The organism is Streptomyces sp. NPDC026417 (genome assembly GCF_055567695.1).
In genome coordinates, this window is the sequence record NZ_JBVHPY010000012.1 from 988 (window position 1) to 16,118 (window position 15,131).

The following is a 15,131-nucleotide window of genomic DNA, read 5'->3' on the forward strand; positions in this document are numbered from 1 at the left end:
GCGTGCCTCTCCGCCTGTCAAGGGCGTGAGGCGCGGAGGACTCCACGGGGTGGACCAACCGCCGGGCGGCCCGACACACCCCCCTTCGCGCAGGCGGGCGCGCCGGCAACAGTCCCGCAGGCGGGACGGGTGCGACCGGCACGTTCACCCCCGGTGCTGGTCGGGGGCGTTGCTTCCCGGGTTGACGACCTCGTCCAGGGCCTTGCGGACCGCCTCGTAGGCGCAGGCCAGCAGGTCCGCCTCCCGTGCGCCGGGGCCGTCCTCGGATCCTTCGGGGCGGGTCTTGTAGTGCCGTTCCTCCTGCGCGGCCCAGTCCCGGGCACGCTGGATCCGGCGCAGCAGCTCGTCAGAGTCCACGACATCGCTCATGGCCGGAACCTACCCCGCACGTCGCGCGGCACCCGGGTAATTCGGGACGGGAGTGACGCCGGTGGGGGGCCGGAGGCGGTCCGGGGCGGCGCGGGGTGTCCTCAGCAGCAGTTCACGCCTGCGGCCGGTGCCGTTTCCGGGGCGTCGGCGGCCGGTTCGGCGGTGGCGCAGCAGGTGCTGTCCTGCTGCCGGGCCAGGGTGTCGGCGTCGGCCTTGACCGTGTAGACCTCCCACGGCTCCCGGCCGGGGCCGTGGACCCACACCTTGTCCTGCAGGGCGTAACAGCAGGTGGTGTCGTTCTCCACGTCGGTTGCCAGGCCCTGTCCGGCCAGGCGGTCGGTGGCGGCGTGGACGGCTTCGGTGCTCTCCACCTCGACTCCGAGGTGGTCCATCCGCGTGTCCTGTCCCGGGGTGCCTTCGATGAGGACGAGCTTGAGCGGGGGCTCGGCGATGGCGAAGTTGGCGTAGCCGTCGCGGAGTTTGGCCGGCCGGGTGTCGAACAGCTTGCTGTAGAAGGCGATGGAGGCATCGAGGTCGGGAACGCGCAGGGCGAGCTGGACTCGGGACATGACGGTCCTCCTGTTCGAGAGGTGGTGCCCGGCCGTGGTGCCGGGCACCGGGGGTGTCTCAGGCGCCGCAGCCGCCGGGGGGTGCCTGCGGGCCGGGGGCGGTGCCGATCTGCACGAGGGACGGGGCGGGGGTGCAGCAGCCGCCGGCGTCCTCCTGCGCGCCGGGGTCGTCGAAGAGGCCGGCGCCGCCGCACACGCCGGTTTCGGGGAGGGTGAGTTCGACGCGGTCGGCTGCTTCCTTCTCGCCGGCGATCGCGGCGGTGACGGAGCGGACCTGCTCGTAGCCGGTCAGGGCCAGGAAGGTGGGGGCGCGGCCGTAGGCCTTCATGCCGACCAGGTAGATGCCCTGCTCGGGGTGGGAGAGCTCGCGGTGGCCGTGCGGGTAGACGGTGCCGCAGGAGTGCTGGTTGGGGTCGATGAGCGGGGCCAGGGCGGTGGGTGCCTGCAGGCGCTCGTCGAGGCCGAGGCGGATCTCGGACAGGAAGGACAGGTCGGGGCGGAAGCCGGTCAGCACGATGGCCTCGTCGACGGGCTCAAGGCGGCGGCCGTCCTCGCCGATGAGGATCAGTCGTCCGTCGTCGTCGCGCTCGACGGCTGCGGTGCGAAAGCCCGTCACGGCGTCGGCGTGGCCGTTGTCGACGGCCCGCTTGGCGGCCAGTCCGAGGGCGCCGCGGGCGGGCAGCTGGTCGGCTTCGCCGCCGCCGAAGGTGGCGCCGCCGATGCCGCGGCGCAGGATCCACAGCGCGTGGGTGTCCTGCTCGTCCCGGGCGAGGCCGGCGAGCGTCGCGAGCGCGGTGAAGGCGGAGGCGCCGGATCCGATGACCGCGGTGCGCTTGCCGGCGTAGCGGGCGCGTACGGCGGGATCGTCGAGGTCGGGGACGCGGTAGGTGACGCGGTCGGCGGCCGCCTTCTCGCCCAGGGCGGGCAGTCCGCTGCCGCCGGCCGGACCGGGCGTGCTCCAGGTCCCGGAGGCGTCGACGACGGCTCGGGCGAGGACTCTCTCCTCGCGGCCGTCCGCGGTGGTGAAGTGCACGACGAAGGGCTGGTCTTCCCGGTCGGCGTCGACGATGCGGTCGCGGCCGGCCCGGGAGACACCGGTGACTGTCACGCCGTAGCGGACGTGGTCGCCGAGGGCGTCGGCCAGCGGCTGCAGGTAGTGCTCGGCCCAGTCCCCGCCCGTGGGGTAGGTCGCCGCGTCGGGGCGGCTCCAGCCGGTGGGGGCGAGCAGCTTCTCGGCGGCCGGGTCGGTCACCTCGCCCCAGGTGGAGAACAGCCGGACGTGGGACCACTCCCGTACGGCGTGGGCGGCGACCGGGCCCGATTCCAGGACCAGGGCCTCCAGCTGCCGCTCGCGCAGGTGGGCGGCGGCGGCCAGACCCACCGGGCCGGCCCCGATGACGACGACGGGAAGCTGCTGCTCGCTCATGGCGGTGGGTCTCCTCATGGCACGGAAAGAGGGCGGCGGACGGGCTGCCCTCACAGGGGCGGGGCGGCGGCCGGTCGCGCCGGCCACTCGGGGCGGATCCGGGACCGGGGTGTGTGCTCACGCCGTCTCCGTGACGGCTGCTCCGGCCCCGGCCGAGGCTTCTTGTTTCGACAGGTATCGATGTCTGTCGATGTCTGGAGCTTGCCACCGGTATCGATGACTGTCAACATAGACGCATGTCGAATTCTCAGGTGGTGGAGCTCCCGGTCCTGCAGCCGGAGCAGGACGTCGTCCCGTGCTGCCCGCCGATCACCTCGGCGGAGCTGTCGCAGACCGACGCGGAGAAGATGGCGGCCATGTTCAAGGCGCTCTCCGATCCGGTGCGGCTGCGCCTGTTCTCCAAGATCGCCTCGCACGAGGGCGGGGAGGCCTGCGTGTGCGACATCGCCGACGTGGGCGTCTCGCAGCCGACCGTCTCCCACCATCTGAAGAAGCTGCGCGAGGCCGGACTGCTGACCTCCGAGCGGCGCGGCACCTGGGTGTACTACCGGGTCGCGCCGTCCGTGGTGGCGGCCATGTCCGCCCTGCTCGACCTGCGCCCCTGACCCCGGCCCGGGCCATCCGCAGCCCGGTGCGGGCCGGTGCGACCCGGCCCTTCGAACGTTGAGACGAGAGAGTTGTTCATGCCCGAGAATTCCGGCAAGCCGTCCGTCCTGTTCGTCTGCGTCCACAACGCCGGGCGCTCCCAGATGGCCGCCGCCTGGCTCACCCACCTGGCCGGGGACCGCGTCGAGGTCCGCTCCGCCGGCTCCGCCCCCGGCGAGAAGGTCAACCCCGCCGCGGTGGAGGCGATGGCCGAGGTGGGCATCGACATCTCCGCGAACAGCCCGAAGATGCTCACCGTGGACGCGGTCCGCGCCTCGGACGTCTGCATCACCATGGGCTGCGGTGACACCTGCCCCGTCTTCCCCGGCAAGCGCTACCTCGACTGGCAGCTCGAGGACCCGGCGGGTCGGGGCGTGGAGGCCGTACGGCCCATCCGCGACGAGATCAAGACCCTGGTCGAGGCCCTCATCGCGGAGATCGCCCCCGCGCCCGCCGCCTGAACACCCACCCCGCACGGCCGCATCACGGCACCCCCGCCCGCCACGCCGGCCGGTGACAGGAGGCAGGATGCGCTCAGTTGCCGTGCACCGAAGCCGTTGCACCGAAGTGGGGGAAAAAGCGGATGCCTGACCAGTCCGAGGACGAACTGCTGATCCAGGCCCTGGGCGCGCTCGCCGGGCAGGGCCGCCGTGGCGCGATGTTCACGGCCAAGCGCCTGAAGAAGAACGTCGGCGAGCTGGATCTGGTGCTGCCGCTGCCCTTCGCCGCCGCCCTCGAACGCGTACGCCGGGCCCTTGCCGAGGCGGGTGGCGGAAACAGTCCGTGGCCGGTGGAGAGCGGCACCGACCGAGCGGCGCTGCGCGTGATGGCCGGCGGCGGATTCGGCGGCCTGAACCCGGTGCTCGTCACCGCCGTGCTGAGCGCCAAGGAAGCGCACGGCACCGGCGTACGGGTGCGGGCCGCCGCCAAGGAGGGCCTGATCAAGCAGCGGGCGGGCGAGAAGACGGCCGAGCACATCGGACGGCTGCTGGGGCAGTGACGCCGGCTCCCCCGCGGGCGGGCCGCCGTGCGGGCCGCCCGGAACACCACGGTTCCGCGATGCCGGTGTCCCGCAACGCGGGTGTCCTGCATCGCCGCTGTCCTGCACGCCACGTGCCGCACCCCTGCGACAGGTCGGGGCCAGGAAGAGGCCGTACCCCGAGCGGCGGGCGGCGTTGGCCCGGACGGACCGGCTGCGGCGGCGCGGACAGGTGACGGCACGAAGAATGAACCCCTCTCGTGTCCGCGTACACACCGGTCTTCGACGAGGTCCTGGACCGTGCCGAGAAGAGGTGGAGCCATGGCGGCCGGAGCCCGCAGCGTCACCGCTTTCGCCGTTGCCGCAGTCACGGTGCTGTGGGCTCTTGCGGCGCCGTCCCGGGCGGAGTCGCCGCCGGTGCCCGATCCGCCGTCCTGGGCGGGGTCGTCGCCGGTACCCGGAGCGCTGTCAGGGAGAGGGTCGCCGCCGGTCACGGGGCCGCCGCGTCACCCGGTTCCGTGGTGGCCGGCGACCGTGGGGCCGGGCCGTTGGCCGCCCGTCCTGCCGGTGCTGCGCGCACCTTCCGAGACGGCGGTGATCGCGGCCGTCAACCGCGCCCGCGAGCGGGCCGGCTGCCCCGCGGTGCGGGCGAACCCCGCGCTCGGGCGGGCCGCCCGCCGGCACAGCGCGGACATGGCCCGCCACCGGCGCCTGTCCCACACCGGCAGCGGCGGCAGCACCACGGACGACCGTCTGCGGGCCGCCGGATACCGCGCCGCACTGACGGGCGAGGCCCTCACGGCCGGACCCGCCGGTGCGGAGGACGCCGTCCGGGCGTGGCTGGACAGCCCCGCGCACCGCGCCATCGTCCTCGGCTGCCAGTACGCCGACGCCGGTGCGGGCATGCGGGCCGGGCGGGGTGGCCCCTGGTGGACGCTGGTGCTGGCATCGCCCCGCTGACCGGCCGCGGCCGGACCGGGATGCAGAACGCCGGCGCCACCCGCCCCCGGCCTGTGCTTCGGACAGGGACGGCCTCAGCCCTTCGTCCTTCCATCCCCTCTTCGGGCCCGGAGTGAACTCCCGTGCACTCCGGGGAGGTTGACCAGGACGGCCGGGTGCGAGAGCGGTCTCGACCGGGGGCTGAGCCGCCCACCCGCACGCGTGCGGCCGTCGCCGGGCGACGCCCGCACCCCCGTGACGGCCGTCCGCGAAGCCTTGGCCCGCGGCGGCGCGGGCCGCATACTCGTGCGATGCCCCCGCGTCTGCGAGTCCTCGCCCTGAGCTGCACCGTCGTCGTCCTCGCGGCGGGCGGCAACGGCTGTACGGGCGAAGCCGGGAAGCACGGGCGCGACGGGGCCGCACGCGGTGTGCCGACGGAGTGCGTGACGCCTCCGGCGGCCGGCACGGCGGAGACGAGTACCCGTGAAGGGATCTCCGGCGGTTCCGGTGCACGATCGGACGACATCGACGGGGACGGCGTCGCGGATCTCTTCGTGGACGGCTGGTACCGGCCCGTCGACGGGGGCGGCTGGCGGCGGAACCCGGCCTACCTGCCGGGAACGGAGGGCGGCAGAACGCCTCCCTCGCACGGCGTCCCGCTCCTCTCCGGGGGCCGCACGATCGTCCAGGACCGGCCCGGCAGTCCCCGTGCCGGAGCGGGCGGTGTGCTGCCCTCGGCCGACCTGGACGGTGACGGCCTCGCCGACGTCGTCGTGCACGGTCTGAGGAAGGAGAAGCGGGCGGTCCGTGTCGTGCAGTACCTCGCCCGCGGCGGCCGTCAGGGCATCGCGATCGTCTCCGAACTCTCGCGCACACTGCCGGAGTTCGACGCCGGTGGGGTCACCGACGTACAGGGCGACGGCACCGCGGACGCGTTGGCCTTCCGGCCGCCGGCCAGCCTGTGGGACCAGTTGGGAGAAGACCGCTGCAACACGTTCTTCGCGCTGCGCGGACCGTTCGGTCCGGACGGCAATCCGGCCCGGGTGACGGCACTCGACCTGTCCCTCGGCGGTACGGTCACACCCCGTCAGGTGGTCTGGGGCGATTTCACGGGAGACGGCCTCACGGACCTGCTCGCCGAGTCGGTGGTCGGCGACCCGGATCCGTCCGACGAGGCCGACGAGCCACCGGTGTCCGACCACGTCGAGCTGTACGTCGGCACCGCCCGGGGCTTCGCCCATGCCGGTTCTCCGCCGGGGATCGGGCCGTGGGGCGACCTGCCGGCGGGCGACCCGCTCTCGCTGGGTGACTTCGACGGGGACGGGGCCGTCGACGTCCTCCAGGGCACGACCGTACGGTTCGGCGGCTCGGGCTTCCTGGAGGGCGGCGGCCGGACCGCTCCCGCCCCGGCCCTGCGTGCCGCGGCGATCGGCGATGTGAACGGCGACGGCCGGGACGATCTCGTCGAGGCGCGCTACGGACGCCGCCATCCGGCCGGGACGGTGACCGTCCACCTCGGGGGCGAGCGGGGCCCGCGGGCCGAGGCGCAGAGCTCCTTCGACCGACACGTCCTCGATCTGCCGGGAGGGCCCTCGCACGAGGCGGACAGCGACTTCTTCGGCTGGGACGTGGCCCTGGCCGACCTCGACGCCGACGGCCGGGACGAACTGGTCGTGGGCTACGTCGGCTACAACCGCCCGCGCGAGGAGAACGGCTACTGGGTCTTCCCCGGCACGCCGAAGGGATCCACGGCCGACGGCGCCTACTTCCTCCCCACGGGGCGACTCGGCGCGAAGTGACGGACGACGACGTCTGCCACGGCTGCTGCACGCCCGTCGGCCGGCCGCGGCCCGATCCGGATGCCGTCGGCAGCGGGGCCGGCCCGGACCACGGACGGGACGCGGGCTCGTACACGGGTGAGGTGCCGGAGCCGTTCCGGTCCTGGTTATGGTGGGAGAGGTGCTTGGGAAGCAGGCACGTCCGCGGTGCGCGAAGGACGCCGCCGCGGATCTCCGTTTCCTGCAAGCAGCGAGGGAGGCCCCGTCATGGCCGGCAGCACAACTCCTGAGGTGACGACGGCCGGTGGGACGCCCCAGGCCGGCACGAGCGACCCGGGGACGCGCCGGGACGATGTCGAGGTGCGCAACCGCCGGCTGGCCCGGTCCGGGGTCGCCGCCGCGCAGCGGATTCTGGCCGACCGCTACCGGATGTCCTCCCTGCAGGACGCGTTCGAGCTGCTGCGCCAGACGTCGCAGCGGTGCAACGTCAAGATGCACACGCTGGCCGACGCCGTCACGCACGTCGCCGGCCCGGACACCGGCGCGGCGCGGTGGTTCCCCCGTCGGGCCCGTTACGCTCCGCCGCCCCTGCCGGGCCTGGACCTCAACCAGGACGGCCGCAACAGCCACGGAGCGGTACTCCGGGCCGCGTTGCGGCGGGCCCTGCACATCACCGACACCCCGATGGGCAACGTACAACTGGCAGAGAACGGGCTGTTGCGGCTGGAGAAACACACCGGCCTGAGCCGGGAGTTCACCGACTTCTTCGCCTTCGTCCAGGACTCCACGACCGCCTGCGCGCAAGCGGCTCAGGACGGCCGGCCGGTCACCGTGAAGGACGTGGCGGCCTCCGACATCTTCGACACCGACTCGCGCGAGACCATCCTTCGCGCGGGCAGCCGGGCCGTCCACAGCCTGCCCCTGACCAGCCGGACGGGCACGGTCCTCGGCCTGATCTCCTCGCACTACGAAAACCCGCTGACGGACCTCGCCCGCAGCCAGCTCACCGCCCTCGACACCTTGGGCGCCCAGACGGGCCACTGGCTGCTCTGGCACCGGCACACCGTCGTCCTGGACGCACTGGAGCACCTCCACGCGACGGGCACCGGGGCACGCTGACCGCCGGGGCACTAAAGCACACGACCAGGGCGGCGTGCTCCGACCGATCGTCGGGGTACGCCGCCCTGGTGGGGGTCGGACGGGGGGCGGGCGGTGGCCCGCTTCGTCATGCCGGCTACTTGGGATCGCGGTTGAACTGGGCTCTGGACCAGCGGTGGCCGAGGACGGTCAGGGCCAGGCACCAGGCGAGGGCGAGCCACCCGTTGTGGCCGATCTCGGTGCCGAGGAGGAGTCCGCGCAGGGTTTCGATGGCCGGGGTGAAGGGCTGGTACTCGGCGATCGGCTGGAACCAGCCGGGCATCGAGTCGAGCGGGACGAAGGCGCTGGAGATGAGGGGCAGCAGGATCAGCGGCATCGCGTTGTTGCTGGCGGCCTCGGCGTTGGGGCTGCCGAGGCCCATGCCGACCGCGATCCAGGTGAACGCGAGGGCGAAGAAGGCGACCAGACCGAACGCGGCCAGCCATTCCAGGACGGTGGCGTCCGTGGACCGGAAGCCCATGGCCACACCGATGGCGCCGACCAGGACGACGCTCATGATCGTCTGCAGGACGCTGCCGACCACGTGTCCGAACAGGATGGAGCTGCGGTGGATGGCCATCGTGCGGAAGCGGGCGATGATCCCTTCGTTCATGTCGGTGGAGACCGAGACGGCGGTGCCGATCGTGGTGGAGCCGACGGTCATCAGAAGGATGCCGGGGACGATGTAGGCGATGTAGGCGGAACGGCCCGCGCCGCCGCTCATGGTGCCGCCGAAGATGTAGACGAACAGCAGCAACAGCATCACGGGTGTCAGCAGCAGGTTCAGGGTGAGGGAGGGGTAGCGGCGGGCGTGCAGGAGGTTGCGGCGCAGCATCGTGGACGAGTCGCGTACGGCGAGGGAGAGGGAGCTCATCGGACAGCCTCCTTGGGCTGGTTCGGCACGGTGGTGCCGTCGGTCAGGGCGAAGAAGACGTCGTCGAGGTCGGGGGTGTGCACGGTCAGTTCGTCGGCCTCGACGCCCGCCGCGTCCAGCTGGTCGAGGACGGTGCGCAGGGCGCGCTGGCTGCCGTCGCTGGGCAGTTGCAGGGCCAGTGCCTCGTCGTCTCGGGTGGCCGCGTCGAGGGCGTCGGCGGCGTTCCGGTAGGCGGTGGGGTCGGTGAAGCGGAGGCGTACGTGTCCGCCCGGGACGAGCCGCTTGAGCTCGTCGGCGGTGCCTTCGGCGGCGATTCTGCCGTCGTGCAGCACCGCGATGGTGTCGGCGAGTTCGTCCGCCTCCTCCAGGTACTGGGTGGTGAGGAAGACGGTCACCCCGCCGGTGACGAGTTCGCGGATGATGCCCCACATGGTGTGGCGGCTTCGGGGGTCCAGGCCGGTGGTGGGCTCGTCGAGGAAGATGATGCGGGGGCTGCCGACGAGGGTCATGGCGATGTCGAGGCGGCGTTTCATGCCGCCGGAGTAGGTGGAGGCCGGCTTCTTCGCCGCGTCGACCAGGTCGAACCGCTCCAGCAGTTCGGCGGTGACCCGGCGTCCCTCCTGCTTGGGCAGGTGGTGCAGGTCCGCCATCAGGAGCATGTTCTCCTCCCCCGTGATCAGGCCGTCGACGGCGGAGAACTGCCCGGTGACACCGATCACCGCACGTGCGGCCTGCGCCTCGGCGGCCAGCTCGTGGCCGCCGACGCTGATCCGGCCGGAGCCGGCGTCCGGCGAGATCAGCGTGGAGAGGATCTTGACGGCGGTGGTCTTGCCGGCGCCGTTCGGGCCGAGGAGGGCGAAGATCGTGCCTTCCGGGACGGTGAGGTCGATGCCGTCCAGGACGGTCTTCTCGCCGTAGGACTTGCGCAGCCCGTTCGCCGCGATGGCCAAGCTGGTCATGAGGGAAAGCTCCTTCGAAAGGCTGCGAGTGCCGATGGGTTGCCGCGGACTGCGAGCCGATTGCCGCGGGGCGGGGATCAGTTGCCGTGGGCGGTGATGTCGCCGTGGGCCGTGGTGGCGTGGACGGTGAGGGCGGGAGTGCCCGTGTTCGTGAAGGTGTTGGTGACGCGGCCGTAGGTGGTGCCGGCGTCGAGGGTGGCGGAGACGCCGCGGGCGGCGCCGATGGTGATGTCGCCCTGCTGGGTGTCGAGCGTGAGGATGCCGCGTACGGCTTCGGCGATGTGGAGGTCGCCCTTGTGGGTGGTGACGTGGCCGGGGCCGGTGAGGCGGCCGATGGTGATGTCGGCGTCCAGGCCGGTGAGGCGGGCGCCGGCCGCCTCGTCGAGCTTGACGGTGCCCCGGGCGCCGTCGAAGGCGACCTCGCCCAGGCGTCCCACGCCACGCAGTTCGGCGGCCGCCGAGGTGGCCTCGATGCGGGAGCCGGCGGGCAGTTGGACGGTCACTTCGACGGATCCGGTGTGTCCCAGGAGCCGGTTCCCGGCCTGGGGTGCCGTGACGTGCAGGACGCCGTCGTCGTAGGAGACCTCGACCTGTTCGGCCGCCTTGACGTCGCGGCTCTTGGCGGGCTGCGCCGGCAGGACCTCGACGGTGGTGTCGGTGCGGTCGGCCGCGATGAACCGGATGCGCCCGGCGGGGATGTCCAGGACGGCGGTGATCGCGGTGGGGGTGTCGAACTTCTGCATGGTCTTCTCCTTCAGCGGTGGTGGGCCCCGTCTGGGCCGCGCCGTTTCCGATGAAGGAAAAGCTACGTTGCATTCACTGTTCCGGCAACAGTCTTGTTGCCTCAAAACCCCGTATTCGCAGGTAAGTCGATGGATTTTGTTGCAATGGGCTCGCACCTAACGCAACGTTTCCCCTTAGCTTCGTTGCAATGGCATGCCGATGAACGCTAAGGTGCATGCATCGCACACCCCGAAGGAGGCCGTGATGCCGGGAGGCAGACTCACCCAGCAGGAACGCCAGCAGATCGCGCTGGGACTCGCCGACGGCCTCGCCTACGCGGAGATCGCGCGGAGCCTGGACCGACCGACCTCGACGATCACCCGTGAAGTGATGCGCAACGGCGGCCCCACGGCCTACCGCGCCGAACTCGCCCACCGGGCCACGGAACACCGCGCGCACCGGCGCAGGCAGACAGCGCCCCGCGACACGAGGAACGCCCCGCAGCCCTACGGACGCGACGCCGAAGCGGTGCGCGCGTACGAGGAGGTGTTCACGACCGTCATGATGGCCGCCGGCACGCCCACGATGATGGCCCGGGTGATGGCCTGCCTCACCCTCACCGACACCGGCAGCCTGACGGCCGCGGAGCTCGTCGAGCGTCTCCAGGTAAGCCCGGCGTCCATCTCCAAGGCGATCGCGTTCCTGGAGAGCCAGGGTCTGGTGCGCCGCGAGCGCGACGAACGCCGCCGGGACCGCTATGTGGTCGACGACGACGTCTGGTATCAGTCGATGATGGCCAGCGCCCGCTCCACCGCCCGACTCGTCGAGACCGCACGGCAGGGCGTCGGCGTCCTCGGTCCGGGCACCCCCGCCGCCGTCCGCCTGGAGAACATCGCCCGCTTCCTCGACTTCGTCTCGGAGAGCATCGCCCGCGCCGCCGAACAGGCCCGCGACATCCTCCACACGAAGTCCGACCCGCCCCCGGACAGCACCACTTGAGTGGCTGCCAGGTCAGCGGCCGCTCACCGGAAGGCAGCCACCCCGCCCGCCGATGAGCGAAAACCGGCGAGGCGGGCGGTCAGCGATCCGCGGAGCGGTCAGCGGACACCGTGGCCGGCGTCGGTTCCTGCTCGCCCCCGGCCGCGCGACCGCCCGGGTGGCGCAGTGCGCACAGGAAACCGATGCCGAGTGCGATGGCCATGCCGTAGAACACCCACTGGTTGGCCTCGGCGAAGTCCATGCGCACGGCCGCCATGGCGTCGCGCATCGTCTCGGCCGTCCGGCCGCTGCCGGTGGGCATGTTGGCGTCGCCGTTGCCGGTGACGGCCTGCGTGATGTCATGCGCCACTCCGTGCGCCTCGTCCGCGGGCACCCCGCGCGCGACGAGGGTGTCGACCACGCGGTCGTTCGTGACATGGGTCAGGACGGTGCCGAAGACGGCCAGGCCCACACTCGCCGCGTAGTTGCGCACCGTCTGGGTGATGCCGGTGACCTCTCCGTAGGACGCCCCGATGGCGCGGTTGACCGCGTCCGTGGAGGCGGGCGCGAGGATGAAGCCGATTCCGGCACCGGCCAGGGCCGCGTAGGGCCACTGGTCGTGCATCGACAGGTCCGTCATCTTGCCGGCCCACAGGGCGAAGCCCGCCGCGCCCAGCGCCGTTCCGATCTTGAGGGCCGGGCGGGCTCCCTGCTTGTCCAGGATCCGGCCGCCCCACTGCGAGGCGATGGCGAAGCCCGCGAAGAAGTACAGCAGGAACAGGGCCGCCTGGTTCGGCGAGGCGCTCAGGGACACCTGCGCGTAGACGGACGCGAAGAAGAACAGCGGTACGAAGGCGAGCATCGCGAAGAACAGGACGGCCACGTCCACCGAGAACGCCTTGTCGCGGAACACCCTCAGGTCGACCAGGGGATGGCGGACGCCCCGCTCGAAGCGGACGAACACGTAGAGCACCGCCAGGCCGCCGACGATGCAGGCCCAGGTCGCCGCGCTGTCCCAGCCCCAGACGCCGGCCTGCTGGAAGCCCAGCACGCTCAGGCCCATGCCGACGGCGATCAGGACGGCGCCGCGGACGTCCAGGGTTCCGGACCGGCGCCGGTCGGGGATGTGTGCCAGGGCGGTGAGGACCAGCGCGACCACGGCCACGGGAACGTTGACCCAGAAGACCGCCCGCCAGGTCCATGCCGTCAGCCAGCCGCCCAGCAGCGGGCCCAGCGCCGTCAGCGCGCCCGACAGGCCGAAGAAGAGCGCGAGGGCACGGCCGCGGCGTTCGACGGGGAAGACCGCCACCACGACGGCCAGCGCCGCCGGGAACAGCAGGGCCGCCCCCACTCCCTGCAGTGCGCGGAAGGCGATCAGCCAGGCCTGTGCCGCCTCCCCCTTCGGAACGCATCCGCACAGCACGGACGAGATCACGAAGACCAGGGTGCCGATCACCACCACGCGCCGGGGCCCGTAGAGGTCCGCCAGCCGCCCGCCCAGCGCGAAGAACGCCGCCAGGGTGAGCAGGTACGCGTTGACCACCCACTGGATGCCCGCGGTCGACAGGTCCAGTTCCCGGACGATGTCCGGGGCCGCGATGGCGACGATCGTCTGATCGATGAACGTCATGGCAACGGCGAACATCATGGCCGCGAGGGCGAGCGTCTGCTGGTGTGCCGACCGCACCGGGACCGTACCGTCGTCACGCTGTGTATCCGAAGCGTTCACGCATTCAGTCTGCGTCAGGGGATGCGGCGGCGCATCAGAGGAGCCCGCTTCCGGGTCCGGCAGGGCCGCGGCTGCCGGTGTCCCGCCCGGACCGCGTGGCCACCGGGGCGGCACAGGAGCCCACCGGCCTCTCCGGCCGGGGAGGTTGCCGGCCTCACCTGCGACGGCGTCACGGGCGGCCCCACCCGGTCGGCCCCGCCGGTTCCGTACCCTGGCGGCATGCGCATGCGTCCCACCCTGAGCTGGACCCCTGCCGGGGACCTGCCGCCCGGCACCACGGATCTGGAGCCGGTCGCCGACGTCCTGAGCGCCGGCGGTGTGCTGGTGCTCAGCGGGGCGGGCATCTCCACGGAATCGGGCATCCCCGACTACCGGGGCGAGGGCGGCAGCCTGAGCCGGCACACCCCGATGACCTACCAGGACTTCACCGCCAGTGCGCAGGCCCGGCGCCGGTACTGGGCGCGCAGCCACCTCGGCTGGCGCACCTTCGGCCGCGCCCGGCCCAACGGCGGGCACCGGGCCGTGGCCGCGTTCGCCCGGCACGGCCTGCTCTCGGGTGTGATCACCCAGAACGTCGACGGTCTGCACCAGGCCGCCGGCAGCGAGGGCGTCGTGGAACTCCACGGAAGCCTGGAGCGGGTCGTCTGCCTGTCCTGCGGCGTCTTCAGCCCCCGCCGCGAACTGGCCCGGCGGCTGGCGGAGGCCAACGCGGACTTCGCTCCGGTGGCCGCCGGAATCAACCCGGACGGTGACGCCGACCTCACCGACGAACAGGTCGGGGACTTCCGCGTGGTGCCCTGCACGGACTGCGGCGGCGTCCTCAAGCCGGACGTGGTGTTCTTCGGCGAGACCGTTCCGCCGCCGCGGGTCGAACACTGCCGCGAGCTGGTCCGTGACGCGGCTTCCGTGCTCGTCCTGGGCTCGTCGCTGACGGTGATGTCCGGCCTCCGGTTCGTCCGCCAGGCCGCCCAGGCCGGAAAGCCGGTACTGATCATCAACCGGGACCCGACGCGGGGTGATCCGCACGCCGTCACGCGCGTCGCGCTCCCCCTCGGTACAGCGCTGACCGCCCTGGCCGACCGCCTGGGCGTCCCGGCCGACGCCGAGGACGTGACGGCGGCCCGGGCCGGGGAGTGACGGCGACGAATCCGGCGGCGGCGCGGTAGCGGTCGCCGGACCGGCTGCGGCCCGGGTCCCGTACGGCAGTGTGCGGGGCGGGCGACCCACCACCCGCGTTCCCCCGCAGGGGCGGGCCGGTACTCAGTCGAGGGCCGCCAGCCCCTCGCGCCAGCGGGTACGGCGCTCCGCGTCGCTCTGCTCCCACCACGGTGTGCCGCGCTCGCCGAGAGCGACCTTGGCCGTGTGCACGCGGGCACGTGCGGCCCGTTCGGCTTCGGGGTCCTGCGCGCGGCGTGCGGCGGCGACCGCGCGCCGGGCCGCCATGAGGTGGGAGCGCAGCCGTGCGGCGACATCCTCGGGAAGCTGCGGGTCCGTCGCCCGCCAGCGTCGTCCGCCCACGATGATGTACCGCCCGTCCGGGGTGCGGTCCGGGCTCGCCTTGGCTGTCACCCCCGGAAGTCTGCCAGCGGGCGGCGGGTGCACCGGGGACCTGTCCGGCGCGCGTGCGGCGTGGCGGTGGTCCGCGCCGCCGGGATCAGGTCGGCTTGCCTTCGCTCCGCGTGGTGCCGCGCTGGGGGGTGGTCAGGTACTCGTACGTACCGGTGATCTCCAGCAGCCGCTGCAGCGCCGGCCCGATGTTGTCCAAGTGGAAGCCCAGACCGTCCTGGCAGGCGGTGCGGTGGATCTGCAGCAGGGTCGACAGGCCCATGGAGTCGACCGTCTCCAGCTCCCGGCAGTCCAGGCGCACGTCCTTGGTGTCCTCGCGGGCGTGGAGTGCTGCGCGTACCTGATGGAGGAGTTCGCCGCAGGTGTCGTAGTCCAGGTCGCCGGTGAGGGCGACCTGGACGGTGTGCGCGTCGGCGGGCGGGGTGGGCACGACGGGCTCTGCATCCGGGGAGGTAGTCAT

Annotated in this window: 17 protein-coding genes; 8 read left to right on the forward strand and 9 right to left on the reverse strand. The window is 72.7% G+C overall.

Annotated elements, in window-relative coordinates:
• Positions 1 to 144: 144 nt before the first annotated feature.
• From ACZ4NT_RS19865 to ACZ4NT_RS19875, 3 genes are all read right to left on the reverse strand, one after another.
• A complete protein-coding gene (locus tag ACZ4NT_RS19865) occupies positions 145 to 369 on the reverse strand; it encodes a hypothetical protein (protein ID WP_121409349.1) in 225 nt (74 codons plus the stop codon).
• Positions 370 to 470: 101 nt separating this feature from the next.
• Positions 471 to 938, reverse strand: a complete 468-nt coding sequence (locus tag ACZ4NT_RS19870) for an ArsI/CadI family heavy metal resistance metalloenzyme (protein WP_467726597.1) — start codon at positions 936 to 938, stop codon at positions 471 to 473.
• Between the two features lie 58 nt (positions 939 to 996).
• Positions 997 to 2,364: an NAD(P)-binding domain-containing protein gene (locus ACZ4NT_RS19875; RefSeq protein ID WP_467726599.1), complete on the reverse strand. Its 1,368-nt coding sequence runs from the start codon at positions 2,362 to 2,364 to the stop codon at positions 997 to 999.
• A gap of 236 nt (positions 2,365 to 2,600) precedes the next feature.
• Here ACZ4NT_RS19875 and ACZ4NT_RS19880 point away from each other — a divergent pair, with 236 nt between their 5' ends.
• The 6 genes from ACZ4NT_RS19880 (at position 2,601) to ACZ4NT_RS19905 (ending at position 7,824) form a co-directional block, all read left to right on the forward strand.
• A complete protein-coding gene (locus tag ACZ4NT_RS19880) occupies positions 2,601 to 2,969 on the forward strand; it encodes a metalloregulator ArsR/SmtB family transcription factor (protein ID WP_121409352.1) in 369 nt (122 codons plus the stop codon).
• A 78-nt stretch (positions 2,970 to 3,047) separates the two neighbouring features.
• Positions 3,048 to 3,470: an arsenate reductase ArsC gene (locus ACZ4NT_RS19885; RefSeq protein WP_467726601.1), complete on the forward strand. Its 423-nt coding sequence runs from the start codon at positions 3,048 to 3,050 to the stop codon at positions 3,468 to 3,470.
• 122 nt (positions 3,471 to 3,592) lie between these two features.
• Positions 3,593 to 4,009 carry a hypothetical protein gene (locus tag ACZ4NT_RS19890; protein ID WP_467726603.1) on the forward strand — a complete coding sequence of 139 codons (417 nt, stop codon included), beginning with the start codon at positions 3,593 to 3,595 and terminating at the stop codon, positions 4,007 to 4,009.
• A 546-nt stretch (positions 4,010 to 4,555) separates the two neighbouring features.
• Positions 4,556 to 4,948: a CAP domain-containing protein gene (locus ACZ4NT_RS19895; protein WP_467726605.1), complete on the forward strand. Its 393-nt coding sequence runs from the start codon at positions 4,556 to 4,558 to the stop codon at positions 4,946 to 4,948.
• A gap of 290 nt (positions 4,949 to 5,238) precedes the next feature.
• Entirely contained in the window at positions 5,239 to 6,726 is a 1,488-nt protein-coding gene (locus ACZ4NT_RS19900) for a hypothetical protein (protein WP_467726607.1), read from the forward strand.
• A 246-nt stretch (positions 6,727 to 6,972) separates the two neighbouring features.
• Complete coding sequence (locus ACZ4NT_RS19905) at positions 6,973 to 7,824, forward strand: GAF and ANTAR domain-containing protein (RefSeq protein WP_121409357.1); 852 nt, start codon at positions 6,973 to 6,975, stop codon at positions 7,822 to 7,824.
• A 115-nt stretch (positions 7,825 to 7,939) separates the two neighbouring features.
• Here ACZ4NT_RS19905 and ACZ4NT_RS19910 read toward each other — a convergent pair whose 3' ends face one another.
• The 3 genes from ACZ4NT_RS19910 to ACZ4NT_RS19920 all read right to left on the reverse strand — a co-directional run bounded on the left by ACZ4NT_RS19910 (position 7,940) and on the right by ACZ4NT_RS19920 (position 10,418).
• Positions 7,940 to 8,716, reverse strand: a complete 777-nt coding sequence (locus ACZ4NT_RS19910) for an ABC transporter permease (RefSeq protein ID WP_121409358.1) — start codon at positions 8,714 to 8,716, stop codon at positions 7,940 to 7,942.
• Entirely contained in the window at positions 8,713 to 9,675 is a 963-nt protein-coding gene (locus ACZ4NT_RS19915; protein WP_467726610.1) for an ATP-binding cassette domain-containing protein, read from the reverse strand. The genes ACZ4NT_RS19910 and ACZ4NT_RS19915 overlap by 4 nt, the downstream gene beginning before the upstream one ends.
• A gap of 77 nt (positions 9,676 to 9,752) precedes the next feature.
• Positions 9,753 to 10,418: a DUF4097 family beta strand repeat-containing protein gene (locus tag ACZ4NT_RS19920; protein ID WP_467726612.1), complete on the reverse strand. Its 666-nt coding sequence runs from the start codon at positions 10,416 to 10,418 to the stop codon at positions 9,753 to 9,755.
• Positions 10,419 to 10,662: 244 nt separating this feature from the next.
• Between ACZ4NT_RS19920 and ACZ4NT_RS19925 the strand changes: the two genes are divergently transcribed.
• On the forward strand, positions 10,663 to 11,397 hold the full coding sequence (locus ACZ4NT_RS19925; protein WP_467726614.1) for a GbsR/MarR family transcriptional regulator: 735 nt from the start codon (positions 10,663 to 10,665) through the stop codon (positions 11,395 to 11,397).
• A 79-nt stretch (positions 11,398 to 11,476) separates the two neighbouring features.
• Here ACZ4NT_RS19925 and ACZ4NT_RS19930 read toward each other — a convergent pair whose 3' ends face one another.
• On the reverse strand, positions 11,477 to 13,024 hold the full coding sequence (locus ACZ4NT_RS19930) for an MFS transporter (protein ID WP_467726834.1): 1,548 nt from the start codon (positions 13,022 to 13,024) through the stop codon (positions 11,477 to 11,479).
• A gap of 300 nt (positions 13,025 to 13,324) precedes the next feature.
• Between ACZ4NT_RS19930 and ACZ4NT_RS19935 the strand changes: the two genes are divergently transcribed.
• Positions 13,325 to 14,242: an NAD-dependent protein deacetylase gene (locus ACZ4NT_RS19935; RefSeq protein ID WP_121409362.1), complete on the forward strand. Its 918-nt coding sequence runs from the start codon at positions 13,325 to 13,327 to the stop codon at positions 14,240 to 14,242.
• Between the two features lie 123 nt (positions 14,243 to 14,365).
• On the opposite strand, the gene ACZ4NT_RS19940 is transcribed toward ACZ4NT_RS19935, so the two are convergent.
• Positions 14,366 to 14,674, reverse strand: a complete 309-nt coding sequence (locus ACZ4NT_RS19940; protein WP_121409363.1) for a hypothetical protein — start codon at positions 14,672 to 14,674, stop codon at positions 14,366 to 14,368.
• An 85-nt stretch (positions 14,675 to 14,759) separates the two neighbouring features.
• Complete coding sequence (locus tag ACZ4NT_RS19945) at positions 14,760 to 15,131, reverse strand: STAS domain-containing protein (RefSeq protein WP_121409364.1); 372 nt, start codon at positions 15,129 to 15,131, stop codon at positions 14,760 to 14,762.

What these genes read in the sequence shown, in the direction of transcription:
- ACZ4NT_RS19865 (WP_121409349.1), bottom strand. Translation starts at nt 369, where the DNA reads ATGAGCGATGTCGTGGACTCTGACGAGCTGCTGCGCCGGATCCAGCGT.
- ACZ4NT_RS19870 (WP_467726597.1), bottom strand. Translation starts at nt 938, where the DNA reads ATGTCCCGAGTCCAGCTCGCCCTGCGCGTTCCCGACCTCGATGCCTCC.
- ACZ4NT_RS19875 (WP_467726599.1), bottom strand. Translation starts at nt 2,364, where the DNA reads ATGAGCGAGCAGCAGCTTCCCGTCGTCGTCATCGGGGCCGGCCCGGTG.
- ACZ4NT_RS19880 (WP_121409352.1), top strand. Translation starts at nt 2,601, where the DNA reads ATGTCGAATTCTCAGGTGGTGGAGCTCCCGGTCCTGCAGCCGGAGCAG.
- ACZ4NT_RS19885 (WP_467726601.1), top strand. Translation starts at nt 3,048, where the DNA reads ATGCCCGAGAATTCCGGCAAGCCGTCCGTCCTGTTCGTCTGCGTCCAC.
- ACZ4NT_RS19890 (WP_467726603.1), top strand. Translation starts at nt 3,593, where the DNA reads ATGCCTGACCAGTCCGAGGACGAACTGCTGATCCAGGCCCTGGGCGCG.
- ACZ4NT_RS19900 (WP_467726607.1), top strand. Translation starts at nt 5,239, where the DNA reads ATGCCCCCGCGTCTGCGAGTCCTCGCCCTGAGCTGCACCGTCGTCGTC.
- ACZ4NT_RS19905 (WP_121409357.1), top strand. Translation starts at nt 6,973, where the DNA reads ATGGCCGGCAGCACAACTCCTGAGGTGACGACGGCCGGTGGGACGCCC.
- ACZ4NT_RS19910 (WP_121409358.1), bottom strand. Translation starts at nt 8,716, where the DNA reads ATGAGCTCCCTCTCCCTCGCCGTACGCGACTCGTCCACGATGCTGCGC.
- ACZ4NT_RS19915 (WP_467726610.1), bottom strand. Translation starts at nt 9,675, where the DNA reads ATGACCAGCTTGGCCATCGCGGCGAACGGGCTGCGCAAGTCCTACGGC.
- ACZ4NT_RS19920 (WP_467726612.1), bottom strand. Translation starts at nt 10,418, where the DNA reads ATGCAGAAGTTCGACACCCCCACCGCGATCACCGCCGTCCTGGACATC.
- ACZ4NT_RS19925 (WP_467726614.1), top strand. Translation starts at nt 10,663, where the DNA reads ATGCCGGGAGGCAGACTCACCCAGCAGGAACGCCAGCAGATCGCGCTG.
- ACZ4NT_RS19930 (WP_467726834.1), bottom strand. Translation starts at nt 13,024, where the DNA reads ATGATGTTCGCCGTTGCCATGACGTTCATCGATCAGACGATCGTCGCC.
- ACZ4NT_RS19935 (WP_121409362.1), top strand. Translation starts at nt 13,325, where the DNA reads ATGCGCATGCGTCCCACCCTGAGCTGGACCCCTGCCGGGGACCTGCCG.
- ACZ4NT_RS19945 (WP_121409364.1), bottom strand. Translation starts at nt 15,131, where the DNA reads ATGACTACCTCCCCGGATGCAGAGCCCGTCGTGCCCACCCCGCCCGCC.